The 13,877-nt window shown below is 48.1% G+C and carries 12 protein-coding genes; all 12 read right to left on the minus strand.

Translation table 11 applies throughout. The features are described from left to right. Nucleotide 1: 1 nt before the first annotated feature. Nucleotides 2-181: a hypothetical protein gene (locus OW255_RS19465; protein ID WP_024838139.1), complete on the minus strand. Its 180-nt coding sequence runs from the start codon at nt 179-181 to the stop codon at nt 2-4. 201 nt (nt 182-382) lie between these two features. Then, nucleotides 383-847, minus strand: coding sequence for a hypothetical protein (locus tag OW255_RS19470; RefSeq protein WP_268115064.1), 465 nt, complete (start codon nt 845-847; stop codon nt 383-385). Nucleotides 848-1,175: 328 nt separating this feature from the next. Next, nucleotides 1,176-3,188 carry a collagen-like domain-containing protein gene (locus tag OW255_RS19475; RefSeq protein ID WP_331485701.1) on the minus strand — a complete coding sequence of 671 codons (2,013 nt, stop codon included), beginning with the start codon at nt 3,186-3,188 and terminating at the stop codon, nt 1,176-1,178. 149 nt (nt 3,189-3,337) lie between these two features. After that, nucleotides 3,338-5,374 (minus strand): collagen-like domain-containing protein, encoded by a 2,037-nt coding sequence (locus OW255_RS19480; protein ID WP_326498139.1) that lies wholly within the window; start codon nt 5,372-5,374, stop codon nt 3,338-3,340. A gap of 536 nt (nt 5,375-5,910) precedes the next feature. Next, nucleotides 5,911-6,252 (minus strand): P-II family nitrogen regulator, encoded by a 342-nt coding sequence (locus OW255_RS19485; protein WP_268115065.1) that lies wholly within the window; start codon nt 6,250-6,252, stop codon nt 5,911-5,913. 18 nt (nt 6,253-6,270) lie between these two features. Beyond that, entirely contained in the window at nt 6,271-7,506 is a 1,236-nt protein-coding gene (locus OW255_RS19490) for an ammonium transporter (RefSeq protein WP_024838135.1), read from the minus strand. A 211-nt stretch (nt 7,507-7,717) separates the two neighbouring features. After that, the gene (locus OW255_RS19495) at nt 7,718-9,238 is read right to left on the minus strand and encodes a bifunctional metallophosphatase/5'-nucleotidase (RefSeq protein ID WP_268115066.1); all 1,521 of its coding nucleotides are present in this window, start codon (nt 9,236-9,238) and stop codon (nt 7,718-7,720) included. A gap of 4 nt (nt 9,239-9,242) precedes the next feature. Next, a complete protein-coding gene (gene phnE / locus OW255_RS19500; RefSeq protein ID WP_268115067.1) occupies nt 9,243-10,052 on the minus strand; it encodes a phosphonate ABC transporter, permease protein PhnE in 810 nt (269 codons plus the stop codon). Between the two features lie 12 nt (nt 10,053-10,064). Beyond that, a complete protein-coding gene (phnE, locus tag OW255_RS19505) occupies nt 10,065-10,886 on the minus strand; it encodes a phosphonate ABC transporter, permease protein PhnE (protein WP_268115068.1) in 822 nt (273 codons plus the stop codon). After that, entirely contained in the window at nt 10,883-11,638 is a 756-nt protein-coding gene (gene phnC, locus OW255_RS19510) for a phosphonate ABC transporter ATP-binding protein (RefSeq protein ID WP_024838131.1), read from the minus strand. The genes phnE (OW255_RS19505) and phnC overlap by 4 nt, the downstream gene beginning before the upstream one ends. An 83-nt stretch (nt 11,639-11,721) precedes the next feature. Further along, on the minus strand, nt 11,722-12,825 hold the full coding sequence (locus OW255_RS19515) for a phosphate/phosphite/phosphonate ABC transporter substrate-binding protein (RefSeq protein WP_268115069.1): 1,104 nt from the start codon (nt 12,823-12,825) through the stop codon (nt 11,722-11,724). A 47-nt stretch (nt 12,826-12,872) separates the two neighbouring features. Then, complete coding sequence (locus OW255_RS19520) at nt 12,873-13,847, minus strand: LacI family DNA-binding transcriptional regulator (protein ID WP_268115070.1); 975 nt, start codon at nt 13,845-13,847, stop codon at nt 12,873-12,875. Between the last annotated feature and the right edge of the window lie 30 nt (nt 13,848-13,877).

Raw genomic sequence — 13,877 nt, forward strand, 5'->3', positions numbered from 1 at the left:
ATCACTCCTTTTCGTCTTCAATACAACTTATGCCTGCAGAAAGATTTTTCTTGTTTTGAGGGTTCTTTAAGATATAATCATTGGACTTTAGATAGTTTAAAATAGTAATGGTAAATAGCTTTTTGAATTCACTACCCTCCTCTTTAAAACCAGAGACCGCTTTTAGATGACCTTTACTCATATTAACTGCCTTAACGTTCTTTATTAACCATATGCAATTATAGTTGTCTACTTAGATAGATTCCTACCTTAAATTTCGACATATTCATGTTATTTTATCAGATGTTGTATGGATAAATAGTCTGAATATATTGTGTATTGTTTTTCATATATGAGTATTTTGTCTTTATTTTGAGAAGTTATCATAATATTTTTTTGATTCTTACCACAAGTTTAACGGAGCAGTTGCTCCTGTTGGGCCAGTCGGGCCAGTTCCACCGGAACCCTCCCCGCCAATCACTACAAGTGTTGCTTTGACTGGGACTATCGTGGGATAATACACTTCCGCTGTACTGTTATTTTTAAGCTCTACCGTAACAGGTACTTCATTGACTACAAGTATGGCCACACCTACAACCTCACCTGTCTTTATAGGTGAATTGCCTACAAGGAGGTCCCCCTGAGATGATACAAGAGCAAAGCCCACACCATTAGAGGATGCAGAAGATTGGGTGTCTACCCACCAGTCAAATTCATATCTACCCGGTTGAAGCAAAGTTATGGTACCGGTCGCGCTGTTATAGCTGACGGAATCAGATATAACCACAATGGAATCAAAAATTACATTATCATTTACCCCAACGGTTCCATCTATTAACCGCTCTATCTGTAAAACTGTGTCGCTCATGATATCCTTCTCCTTTACCTAAAATAGAGTGTTGTCGAACAATAACTGCAAAAGCCACCTATATTACCTATCTACATTCAGTACTTCTACAGCTATTATACTTATCATAATATGTCAAGCTGGCTTACTGAGTGTATAATCATATCTACTTTGTGTTACCAATATTCAGCATGGGCATATGGGTGAATATCGGGTAAAATGGGGAAGTCAAAATTGACATTATACTATTTGACATTCGAAAAAGCTGTCTGGGAAGTCCAATAATAAAATCGACTTCCCAGGCAGCCTTTTTATGCGTCTACAATCTCCGCAGGATACTCAATACATCTTAATCAGATATTTTAACAATCATAATTTGTGCTGAAAATAGTCCAATTGCAGAGGCTAAACTGACATCTGTAAAAGCATCATTCGTCAAAGTAAATGTTGTGCTTGGCGCCGTAACCCGTACAAGGAAAGTGATACCTTCAGACATTCTATTAGGAGCTACGGGCCCGCTGGTATTAATCACCCTTCCGCCAGGAACAATCAAACCTGGGGCTCTAAAATCAAAAGCCATATAAAGTCCGGGAGAGGCTACTGAACCATGAACTTCCCAGGATACTAGATATGTTCCAGTTAATAGAGTAATTGCATCAGGGGCTGATTGAACAATATCTGGGGCACCATTATCCATAACAGTTACATTGAAAGGAACAGACTGTATACCACCTACTAAAATATTCTCATTATTTGCAATAAATAAGTTTCTCGCTGTGATAATGTCCCCTGTGGGACCAGTGGCTCCCGTTGGACCCGTGGCTCCGGTAGGACCGGTGGCTCCCGTTGGACCGGTTTCCCCCGTTGGACCGGTGGGGCCCGTGACTCCCGTCGGACCGGTAACTCCCGTGGGGCCGGTGGCTCCCGTCGGACCCGTGGCTCCCGTTGGACCGGTTTCCCCCGTTGGACCGGTGCTTCCCGTGGGGCCCGTGGCTCCCGTTGGACCGGTATCTCCCGTTGGACCTGTAGCTCCCGTTGGGCCGGTGAATCCCGTGGGGCCGGTGGCTCCCGTCGGGCCCGTTACTCCGGTAGGACCTGTGATTCCCGTCGGGCCGGTAGCTCCTGTTGGACCGGTAACTCCCGTTGGACCTGTAGCTCCCGTTGGGCCGGTGAATCCCGTCGGGCCGGTAGCTCCTGTCGGACCCGTTACTCCTGTCGGACCCGTGGATCCCGTTGGACCTATTAGTCCCGTGGGGCCGGTGGCTCCCGTCGGGCCCGTTACTCCGGTAGGACCTGTGATTCCCGTCGGGCCGGTAGCTCCTGTTGGACCGGTAACTCCCGTTGGACCTGTAGCTCCCGTTGGGCCGGTGAATCCCGTCGGGCCGGTAGCTCCTGTCGGACCCGTTACTCCTGTCGGACCCGTGGATCCCGTTGGACCTATTAGTCCTGTGGGGCCGGTGGCTCCCGTTGGACCTGTAGCTCCCGTCGGGCCCGTTACTCCGGTAGGACCTGTTTCTCCCGCCGGACCTGTTTCTCCCGTCGGGCCCGTTACTCCGGTTGGACCTGTTTCTCCCACCATACCAGTTTCTCCCGTCGGGCCTGTGGCTCCGGTATCACCGGCGGCTCCCGTTGGGCCTGTAGCCCCCGTTGGGCCTGTGGCTCCCGTTGGGCCGGTGGCTCCCGTTAGGCCTGTAACTCCCGTTGGGCCGGTGAATCCCGTCGGGCCGGTAGCTCCTGTCGGACCCGTGGATCCCGTTGGACCTATTAGTCCTGTCGGGCCGGTGAATCCCGTCGGGCCGGTAGCTCCCGTCGGGCCGGTGGCTCCGGTATCACCGGTGGCTCCCGTTGAGCCTGTAGCCCCCGTTGGGCCCGTGACTCCCGTTGGACCGGTAGCTCCCGTTGGGCCCGTGACTCCCGTTGGACCGGTAGCTCCTGTCGGGCCGGTGGCTCCCGTCTGACCGGTTTCTCCTGTTGGACCGGTAGCTCCTGTCGGACCGGTAGCTCCTGTCGGACCGGTAGCTCCTGTCGGACCGGTAGCTCCTGTCGGACCGGTAGCTCCTGTCGGACCGGTAGCTCCCGTTGGACCGATAGCTCCTGTTGGACCTGTAACTCCAGTTGGTCCTGTTTCTCCCGTTGGGCCAATTTCTCCTGTCGGGCCGGTGGCTCCCGTTGGTCCTGTACTCCCAGTAGGACCGGTCGCTCCTGTTGGACCTGTAAATCCTGTTGGGCCCGTCTCTCCGGTTGGACCAATTGCCCCCGTTGGACCTGTAGCTCCCGTCGGACCAATTGATCCAGAAGGGCCAGTATCCCCTGTCGGACCGGTAGCTACGTTTAACTTATGTAAGATGATACACACTATCATTTAGAGTATGTATATAAAGAAAGAAATATTTAAATAAAATGTTCAACTCTCTCTGTTTATGCCATTAATAATATGTGTAAAAAATATTACAGATATATAATTTAAACAACAGGTAGCCTTTATCTATCCAGGCTGCCTGCTGTTTGAAACTAGATTATAAGGAGATCTATAGAGTTATCACGACCTGAAGACATTACATCAATGCTAAAAGCAAGTTCAGTGATAACACGTACCTCATAAGTGGAGGTGGTAGTCACAGGAGCCGTGTCTACAAAGGTGTGCGAAATATTATGGGAAAGATTAAAACCAGTGCCTGGGCCTACATTTCCGCTATCTCTGAAATCGCGGCTAAAAATTTGGATTCCATCACGATATAATCGTATATTAACCACAAAATGATATAATTCGACTGCAGCACAATCCAGAAAAAATGTGTAACCCACCTTTACTTGATTACCCGCAGTTACCTCCGCAGATACTGTTGCTATTGTTACTTCTGTATCTAAAGGCGGATATAAAACATAAGCCACACTTTCAATACTACTAACCAGTCTAACGTTATTAACTGCGCTTGGTCCGGTAGGGCCAGTGGCTCCAGTTGGACCGGTAGCTCCCGTTGGACCGGTACTTCCCGTTGGGCCGGTACTTCCCGTTGGACCGGTACTTCCCGTTGGGCCGGTTGCTCCCGTTGGGCCAGTGGCTCCTGTCGGACCCGTGGCTCCCGTCGGACCAGTAGCTCCGGTCGGGCCGGTGACTCCTGTTGGGCCCGTGGCTCCTGTTGGACCTGTTTCTCCTGTCGGGCCCGTGGCTCCTGTTGGACCTGTGGCTCCCGTTGGGCCAGTGGCTCCTGTCGGACCCGTGGCTCCCGACGAACCAGTAGCTCCGGTCGGGCCGGTAACTCCTGTTGGGCCGGTAACTCCTGTTGGGCCGGTGACTCCTGTTGGGCCAGTGGCTCCTGTTGGACCTGTTTCTCCTGTCGGGCCGGTATCTCCTGTCGGGCCGGTACTTCCCGTCGGACCGGTGACTCCCGTTGGGCCCGTGGCTCCTGTCGGACCAGTGGCTCCCGTCGGGCCGGTATCTCCTGTTGGGCCAGTGACTCCCGTTGGGCCAGTAGCTCCTGTTGGACCGATGGTTCCTGTTGGACCGGTTTCTCCCGTTGGGCCGGTAACTCCCGTCGGGCCGGTACTTCCCGTCGGACCGGTGACTCCCGTTGGGCCCGTGGCTCCTGTCGGACCCGTGGCTCCCGTTGTGCCCGTGGCTCCTGTCGGACCAGTGGCTCCCGTCGGACCCGTAGCTCCGGACGGGCCGGTATCTCCTGTTGGGCCAGTGACTCCCGTTGGGCCAGTAGCTCCTGTTGGACCGATGGTTCCTGTTGGACCGGTTTCTCCCGTTGGGCCGGTATCTCCCGTCGGGCCGGTACTTCCCGTCGGACCGGTGACTCCCGTTGGGCCCGTGGCTCCTGTTGGACCTGTTTCTCCTGTCGGGCCGGTATCTCCTGTTGGGCCAGTGACTCCCGTTGGGCCAGTAGCTCCTGTTGGACCGGTGGTTCCTGTTGGACCTGTTTCTCCCGTCGGGCCGGTACTTCCCGTCGGACCGGTGACTCCCGTTGGGCCCGTGGCTCCTGTCGGGCCAGTCGGACCTGTTTCTCCCGTTGGACCCGTGGCTCCCGTCGGACCCGTGACTCCCATTGGGCCCGTGGCTCCTGTTGGACCAGTCGCTCCCATCGGGCCCGTGGCTCCCGCTGGACCAGTTTCCCCCGTCGGACCGGTGGCTCCTGTTGAACCGGTGGCTCCTGTCGGGCCCGTGGCTCCTGTTGAGCCCGTATCCCCCGTTAGACCAATATCTCCTGTGGGATCAGTATCTCCAGTTGGGCCAGTCGCTCCCGTAGCGCCTGTTTCTCCTAACGGGCCGGTGCTTCCTGTGGGGCCGATGACTCCCGTCGGGCCAGTGACTCCTGTTGGACCGGTGGCTCCTGTGGGACCAGTTGTTCCTGTCGGACCTGTAGCTCCTGTCGGACCCGTAGCTCCGGTTGGACCTGTTTCTCCTGCGGAACCTGTAGCTCCTGTGGGACCTGTACTCCCCATCGGACCCGTTGCACCAGTTGGCCCCCTAGCTCCTGTTGAACCCGTAGCTCCTGTCGGGCCAGTGCTTCCTGTTGGACCTATATCTCCTGTGGGGCCTGTCACTCCCGTGGGGCCAATATCCCCAGTCGGACCGGTGGCTCCGTTTAACTTATGTATTCTCTTACTCGATTAAAAACGACCTTTAATTAATTATATCAGTATTCTTAATCACCAGTTTTGAATTACTCAATGTTCAGTATAATTATGTAATAATTTCCTTTACCTGATTATAATGATTCATAAAACTGATACATATATAATCAGCAATCATATTTTATTCTTAGCAGATGAATATGAATTAAATTAATATTTTTATGTATTATAAAACCAACCAAGCTAACTTCTAAGTGAATTTTTAATTATTCCTATTGTAATAAAGTTTTAATTTCTTTTCATCATTACCAAGTAAAAATGTATAAACACACTTGCTGCATCCTTCTAAAACAAAGTAACATAAGAATCAAAGTAACATCATAATTTATTCCGCAAATTTTCCTCTATACACACAAACATAGCAAAGACTAAATCAATTCTTACCCCACTAAAAAAAGCAGTGTCTGGTCGCAACTCCAGCCCACTGCTCTATTATATAGAAGAAACTATTTAATCGCATCTTCTCCACGCTCTCCGGTACGAATACGAACCGCATCCTGAATATCGGAAATAAAAATCTTTCCATCACCAAATTCACCGGTATAAGCTTTTTTTGTAATTGCACTGATAACCGTTTCAGCCTGGTCATCAGCCACAACCATTTCGATCTTTATCTTTGTAAGAAAGTTATAATCGACCTCAGCACCGCGGACATATTCTGTCCAGCCCTTCTGATTTCCACAGCCCATAACCTGGCTGATGCTCAAGCCGTTTAACTTCTGCTCTTCCATGATTTCTTTAATATCCTCCAGCTTCTCCGGACGGATAAATGCTTCTATTTTCTTCATGAGACTGTCCCCCTTCTCTTAATCCATACCATTAAATGCCGGATAAGCAGTTTCGCCATGCTCCGATACGTCAAGTCCGATCATCTCATCCTTATTGGATACCTTGATTCCTTTGGTAATCAGAGAAGCGATCTTAGCGGCTATAAGGGTTCCTACAACAGCAATGATGATGGTGATAACAATGGCTGCAAGCTGACGAAGGAATAAGGTAACTTCTCCGTATATAAGACCATTCCATGGTGCTGCGGAATTAATCTTGGTATTTGCAAAGATACCAGTTGCAATACCGCCCCAAAGTCCTCCAATGCCATGGCATCCGAATACATCAAGTGCATCGTCATAGCCAAACTTAGGCTTAATTACATTGATAAAGTAATAGCAAATCGGGCTTACCAATGCTCCGATGATGATGGCCGCCCAAATCGGTACAAATCCAGCACCTGGGGTAATGGCAACCAGACCGATTACAAGACCGGTAGAGGTTCCTACCAGGGTAGGCTTTCCATTTTTAATCACTTCTATGAGAATCCAGGAAAGAAGTGCAGAAGCTGCTGCTGTGTTGGTAGTCATGAATGCGTGAGCTGCCAGCTCATTGGCTGCCAGTGCGCTGCCTCCATTAAATCCGAACCAGCCAAACCAGAGAAGTGCTGCTCCCAAAAATACGAAAGGTACATTGTGTGGGTGATACGGTGCTTTGCCTAAGTTTCTTCGCTTTCCAAGAAGGAAGGAGAGAACCAGTGCACTGATACCAGAACTGATGTGAACTACGTTTCCGCCAGCAAAATCTACGGAGCCGATCTGGAACAGGAATCCGCCGCCCCATACCATATGCGCCAGGGGATAATACACGATAATGGACCACAATGCCACAAAAATGACCAGAGAGGAAAATTTCATTCGCTCTGCCACAGCACCGGTAATAAGAGCCGGAGCAATGATGGCGAACATCATCTGGAAGATGGCGAATACAAGGGTATTGGGGTAAGGGTGTGTGGTGTCGGCGAAGGTATCGAAGTTAAGGCCGAACCAGTTAAGATTTCCGATGACACCGCCAATATCTCCACTAAAGGAGAGAGAAAAACCGATCAAAACCCAAAGAATTGATCCAACTCCCATCATGATGGCTGATGACATTATGGTGTTTACAACATTTTTTCGTTTTACCAGACCTCCATAAAAAAATGCCAGCCCCGGGGTCATGATAAATACGAGAGCGGAACAAACAAGCATCCATGAAAAATCTCCGTGATCCATAAAAAAGCACCTCTTTCTTAATTTTGGGTAAAAAAATTAAGCCATAACCTTGTGCGACGCTGCACATTGTTATGGCTTCTTTGCCTTGAAAATTATTGTTAACTTCGTTTTATAAAGTATATAGCTAGACTAAAGCATGAATGATTTTTTGTCAAGTAAAATTTTTAAAGTCCAACTGGAATATTTTTGTCATTTTGGTGCGAACAGCCTTTTACCTACGGATGATGATGCTCCCATTCTTTTGGAGTTCTACCACGGGGTGCTTTTTTAAATAATCCAGGGCAAGCTCAGGTACATCGGTACCGATTCGCTTTATTACCGGACACGTTTTGTACACTTCATAGCCTCCGGTTCCACTTCCTCTGTAATCACTCATACAAAGACTTAAGCTCCGTCCATTTAACGGTTCACCCTGATATAAAATGGACCTTACCCGGCTTCCTACCGGCATGGTCACATCTACTTCATAGGTGATTCCTGCAAAATAATCGTAATTGTAATGCTCCACCTTTGGATTTAAGAATACATCAGAAATCTCAATGACACCATCCTTTAAGGTGAAGTATTCGGCGCAGCGTTCCAACGCTTTTTTAAGAGCAGCCTCATCAACGGATAAAACGACCAGGGTGTTGGAGAAGGGGTATACCCTTACCAGATCCCGCATGGTGATGTGCTCCGGGAGACTCATAGGAGTATTGCCAAGGCCCACACAGGAGATATCCGCCCCAGAATAGAAAAGCTGTATCTGGTTAAATAAATCTGCGATTCCAGAACCGTACATCGCCATATCAAGCTTGCTCATTTCTAAGACTGGTTCTTTTAATCTTCCAATGCTCACGTCAAGCCATTTCTGTACTTCGCCCTCCAATGGAAGAAGGGTCTTATAGGGCTCTTCCTCATGGTAATCGCCCGCCGGGCAAATGGTGGATTCAACAGTAACCTTGCCCTCTGAGACTGTAATCTCAATCCTGGCAAACTGAATGGCATTGGCCATTACCTGAAGGGTATGGGTCCCGCAAATCTCTCTTCCAGAAACCGGCATATGCTGATGAGCTGTCAGGAGGATATCATAGTCCAGCTCTTTTAAAATCCGGTAGCCTACGTTTTCACCGCTGGTGCTTAAGACCTCACCAGTTTCCAGATCGCATTCATAGCCGCCATGATAAATACAGATGGTGACATCACACTGATCCTTAAGAAGGGACAGTTCCTTCTTTGCTGCCATAAAGGCATCTGTTATCTTTATATTCTTAAGATGCTCCGGTTGTTCCCAAACATTGACATAATCAGTTACAATGCCTGTAACGCCCAGACGAAGGCCATTTTCCAGAGTGAAGATTTTACTGTTTGAGAGCTTTAATTCACCTTCCAGATCTTCTACATTGGCACCAAGACAGGCACCATGCAACGCATTGTAATAATGGGAAAGGCGTTCATATCCAAAGTTAAAGTCATGGTTTCCCGGAACCACGCAATCATACCCTGCCTCATTATACACAAGAGCGATAGGCTCGGATTCAAGAACCTCACCTCCCTTTGCCATAATGTAGGAGGCCATGGGAGAGCCCTGAAGCGTATCTCCCCCATCAAAAACAAGTGTATTTCCGTCCTTTTTAAAGTTGGATACACAGTTTAACAGACCCATGGCCTTTTCCTCTTTGTCTCCGTATGAGGTCGGAAGCAGGTATCCATGGACATCTGAGGTGTAATATATCGTTGCTTTTCGTTTCATTCCATCACCCCCTGGCCAGCTTTACACGAATCTTTGTGGAGATGTATTCCACCAGGAGAACCAACACGACAAGTCCCACTAAAATCGCTCCAGCCTCATTCCAGCGGTAGGAATTCATGGCAAAGATTAAAGGTGCGCCAATACCTCCGGCACCCACGAGACCAAGAACCGTAGCATCCCTTAAATTGATGTCAAACCTATAAATTACCGTAGAGGCGAAGTTTGGAATCAACTGGGGAAGAATGCCATAGCGGATCTTCTGAAACGTCGTACAGCCACAGGCATCTAAGGACTCTAAAATCCTGGTATCTAAATCCTCAATGGCTTCAATGTACATCTTGGATACCATACCAATGGAGCAGACAGACATGGTGAGAAGTCCGGTAAATGCGCCAGGTCCGCTGACACGGATAAACATAAGACCATATACAAATGCAGGTATGGTACGAATTGCCATGATAATCAGACGGCTGATAAAGGCAATGGGTGCTGGCATTAAATTGGACGCTGATAAAAATGACAGTGGAATGGCTAAAAATGCACCTACCAGAGTTCCTAAAAATGCAATACAAACGGTCTCAAGAAGGAGATAAGGCACGCCCTGAATGGTTAAGTTAAACAGTAGCTTTGGTTCTGGATGGAAAATACCATTTAAGATATTTCCTGCAATAGAAAGGCCTGAAAGACCTCCCTTTGATATCTCAACCGCGGAACCGGACCATAAGATACACACCAGGACAATGACAGACACTGCTATCTGGTATACTGTATTCTTTGGCCGTTCAGCGTATGCTTTTTCAATTTGTTTATTCATATGTACGCCCTCCTATACCAGTTTCTTGCGGCAATAACGGCTCACCGATTCAATGAGAAATACGGTTACAAACAGCATGAGCAGAATCATACCTACACTTGGATACTCTCTCCAGCCCAGCTTTTCATTGAGAATGAGTCCAAGACCACCTGCACCTACATAGCCTAAGATGGCTGCATAACGGACATTTCCCTCAAAACAGAACAGACCGTTTGAGATATAGGATGGCAGGACCTGTGGAATAATGGCACTTGCAAAGGCTCTTACTTTGGTAGCTCCAATGGCTTCCATGGCTTCAAAGGCACCCATATCCACAGTTTCAATCTCTTCGTAAAGGATTTTCCCCATATAGGCAAAGGTAAACACAGCAATTGCCGTGGTTCCTGCTAAGGTACCCAGTCCGAAAACATAAGTCGCAACAAGAGCGGTCACCAGGGTGGGAAGGGTTCTTACAATGCTTAAAAACAGTCTTACCACACTAACTAAGACAGAATTTTTAATAATATTGGTGGAAGCAGCCATGGCAAATGGTATGACAGTGACAGCACCTACAACAGTTCCTAAGAGAGACATTTTTACCGTGTCAAACAGGGGCTCCCACACCTGGGAGCTATAGGAAAATGCTGGTGGAATCATCATTCCAAGGATGACAAAAAACTGGTAACCCCGCTCCTTTAAAACGGCCAGGTCAAAGCCAGTGATCTTTACGGAAAGTATGGTAAAAAGCACAACGATTAAGGCGACGAGAGGAAGTCTGGACGCTGGCTTATAGACGGCTTTCCCATTTGACAATTCCATTTTCCTGGGTGGAAATATCTTGTCATATACACTCATCCTTCGGCCTCCTTTTGTTTTCCTTCATAGATCTCGTTTAAGATTTCCTCCGTTACTTCGGAAGCCGGACCGTCATATACGATGGCGCCGGAACGGATGCCTACCACACGGCTGGCATACTGGAGTGCCAGATCCACATGATGGATGTTTAAAAGAATGGTGATGTTCATCTCCTTGTTGATTCTCTGAAAATCTCCCATGACCTGCTTTGCCGTTACCGGGTCAAGAGAGGCAACCGGTTCATCGGCCAGGATGATCTGAGGATTCTGGGCAAGCGTTCTTGCAAGGGCAACTCTCTGCTGCTGTCCGCCGGAGAGCTGGTCGGCACGGACAAATGCCTTATCTAAAATTCCCACCTTATCAAGAGCTTCCAGTGCATTTAACTTATCTTCCTTTGGATAAATGCCAAACAGGGCCCGAAAGAAGGACAGTTCCGGTACCTTTGACATGAGAACGTTATTAATGACTCTGGTTCTGGTCACCAGGTTAAAGGACTGGAAGATCATGCCGATCTTTCTGCGGAAGCCTCTAAGCTCCCCACCCCTAAGCTGCATGACATCGGTGCCGTCTACGGTTAAGCTTCCCTCTGTAATGTCGTGCATACGGTTAATGGTCCGAAGAAGGGTGGACTTTCCCGCACCGGATAAACCGATGATTGCCACGAATTCTCCCTGTTCAATGGTTAAGTTAATATCTTTTAAAGCCTCAAAGCCGTTGGGATATTTTTTGCTTACGTGATTAAATTCAATCATACTTTTCCTCATTTCCATGCACAAAGAGCGGAGGCGCCGCAATTGTTACCCCTTACGACGCCCCCGCAGCCTGTATGTATTATTTATTTTGCATTTAATTCCTTAATCATCTGCTGTGCTTTGCGCTCATTGTCATAATCAGCGCTCTTTGCTTCCTGATATCCCTTGTGGCTGTAGATTGCGATGACCTTCTGGCCTTCTTCTGTCTTGCCGATGTTGATGAATGCATTGGAAAGAGCTTTCTTGAATGCATCATCCATGATTTTGGAAGTCTTGCTTACGCTTACTGTGTCGTTGAAGATAGGAGGAGTTACACCAATGACGCTGGTCTCTTCCCAGATGGAACCGGTTCTGTTGTACTCTGCTTTCCATTTTTCCTCATAATCTCTGCGAGCATCTGCGTAGGTACAAAGTACATCTACCTGTCCGGCAGCAAGTCTTGCAAATGCACTACCGTAGGAATCAGACTGAACGGCATGGGAAAGATTTAAAATGTTCTTCTGGAAATTGTCCTGAAGCCATAAGGAAGGGTAAATGTATCCTGCCGGTGAGGAGGAAGACATAACGCTCCAGTTTGCTCCGTCTAAATCTTCAAATGTAAGAGCTTCGCCGCTGTTGATCTTCTTTGCAAGCTCCTGTCCTTTTTCAGAAGGACCTGCAATGATGAGAGAACGGTAAGAGGTTGCCTGCTCTGTGGTAGCCTCGGTTGCTTTTCCGTCATTCCAGTCTTTTGCAGCATCAGAGTTCTTGCTTAAACCATCTCTGGTTGCTGTAAGAAGTACATCTGCGCCGTCATCGTAAAGGACATAGGTTCCTCCAGGAATAAGACCGATATCTGCAGTACCTGCGGAAAGCGCTTCTCCAACTGCTTCATAGCTGGTTCCAACGGTAATCACTACCTCACCAATATCATAACCTTCTTTTGAAAGTTCTGTCTTAAGCATGTCCTTTAACGGCTCTGTTGCGGTTACGATTTCCTGTGGCTCTCTGGAAGGTACGAAATATACGTTGAGCTTGTCTACCTTTTTATTCTCTGCCTTTGTATCGTCTGTCTTTGCGGAACTTTCTGCTCCTGCCTGGGTAGTCGCTGCGGTGGTTGCACCTGCCTGCTTGCTGCCACCGGAACATCCTCCGATCATTGCTGCACAGAGTGCTGCTGCCATTAATACAGAAACTGTTTTTCTCATACTGCTCTCCTTTTTCGTGTGATTCATCGGTTCTCTTGTTTTACGACTTACGCACTGTCTCCGACCTCCAGCTTGGTCGGAAGATAAATTGTCATGTTGTCCTTTCGCCCTTCCCTGATCTGCTCAAGCAAAAGCTTAATGGCTGTCTGCCAGACGATTTCCGGGAACATGCGGACCTTAGTGAAGGTAGGCCATTTGGATTCCAGAGTCTCAATGTCCTTATAGATGACCACTGCAACATCCTTAGGAATTCGAAGTCCTGCATCATAAAAAGCTTCTAAGGCTCCTTCTGCCACTTCTTCACTTCCTAATAGAACCGCCTCTGGAAGGCATCCGGATTCCACCGCCCTCTTCGCCAGCTCATAACCGCTTTCCTTACTGATATCTCCCAGATAGAAATATTTGTCTTCGTATAATTCCTTCTGGTTGAAAGCTGCTTTGATGCCCTCTAATCTGCGGTAGCCGATCTTTACCTGACCCTCTTCGTAAAGACCTCCTATGTAACCAACACTTCGGTACTTTTTCTGATCCACAAGATAAGAAAGCATCTCATGGATTCCCTTATTAAAGTCCATGACAATGCTGTCATATTCATAATCCTTAGGATCGGAATTGATGAATACGATGGCATAGCCTTGCATCCGGAGAAATTCCATCTCTTCTTCGGAAAAAACACCAAATGCAATGATTCCGTCGTACTGTCCGGGCGTTCCCTTATCCATGCGCTCGAACCTTACCTCACTGTTTCCTGACATGGACTTAACGATTATGTCCAGGGAGGAAAGCCTGATGTTTGTCCGGTCCTTGCGGATAATGTGCCAGTCAGCCACACCAATGACAATTTCTCTTTTTTTCTGCGTATGACGCATCCTGGGTGGGACATATTTTAATTCGTGGGCAATCTTAAATATCCTCTTTTTCACTTCCGGGCTCACCACAATGGTTTCATCCTGATTGAGCACCCGGGATACGGTTGCGATGGAAACCTCCGCAAGCTGTGAAATTTCTTTAATTGTAGCCATAACCTATATCCTCACCTTTCAGATTTCATT

This window comes from Lacrimispora xylanolytica (assembly GCF_026723765.1).
GTDB lineage: Bacteria > Bacillota > Clostridia > Lachnospirales > Lachnospiraceae > Lacrimispora > Lacrimispora xylanolytica.